Origin of the sequence: Chromobacterium sp. ASV23 (assembly GCF_016428945.1) — a bacterium.
Classification (GTDB): Bacteria; Pseudomonadota; Gammaproteobacteria; order Burkholderiales; family Chromobacteriaceae; genus Chromobacterium; species Chromobacterium sinusclupearum.
The window spans coordinates 1-901 of record NZ_JAELTR010000140.1 but is presented as its reverse complement, the minus strand read 5'-3'; the positions used below and the strand labels follow the sequence as shown (position 1 = coordinate 901).

General features: G+C 40.5%; 1 protein-coding gene. It reads left to right on the top strand.

Annotation, left to right across the window (positions count from 1 at the left end; all coding sequences use genetic code 11):
- The coding region (locus JHD59_RS21965) for a hypothetical protein (protein ID WP_199155832.1) at positions 1-901 on the top strand (901 nt) is incomplete at both ends.

Here is a 901-nt window from a genome sequence, read left to right as displayed (position 1 = left end):
CTACAAGCCTGAATTTAAGCAATCGAGAGCGTCGAAATTCGATTTCGTTCGATTCATTTCTGAGGATGACCATAATCTAAATAAAATTGATTCCATAGCAAAAAGTCAAGCCAGAGCGCTTAATCCTGTAATAAGGGGTGGTGAATTTGTCGATGATGACTTTAAAAGTCTTATAGATCTTCTTAAGTTAAATATGATTTGCACTTGGGATAACAGCTCTAGTGTTTATTATCTGACAATGAAGATGCTAGGTCAGCCAAATACACCAGAGTATGAAAAATATAGTGAGCTAAGCGCATCAATATACAATGAGCTTTCAGATTTTGGCAATACACGAGGCCATTGGTCCACGGATGTCAAACTTGTAAGCTCTTCGGGTCATGAATTTACCGAAGAGGAGTTTCGCAAGGCGCGAGAAAACAAGTCTGGAGGCATGGGAGGAATGACAAAAGCTTTAGAAATGTTTATTGCATCTCTAAATTGGCTGGCATATAAATCCATCTATTACAGCATCGCTGCAAAACATTTTAAAGCGGACTCCTTTATTCACCCAATTAGGCACGCATACCAGCTTCATTGGATGAGGAAAACAGGATCTTTTGGCCATGATTATACTGCTAAAATTATTCAGAATCTTTCATGCAAGGTAAGTAGCACAGCATCTGAAATTATTGATCACGGCCGGGCCTCCACATTGTCATTGGATTTGCCTATTGTCTCAGCTTGGCTAACCGCAGAGTCTGGTGGTGTGAAAAATGTTATATATTCTGCCTTGGAAATAAAGAACCAAGATCCGTTTACTGTCGTTAGAGAAGTGTTTAGAGAAATTCACGCCTGTCTCTTATACACATCTCCGAGCCCACGAGACTCCGCCAATTATCTCGTATGCCGGCTTCTGCCT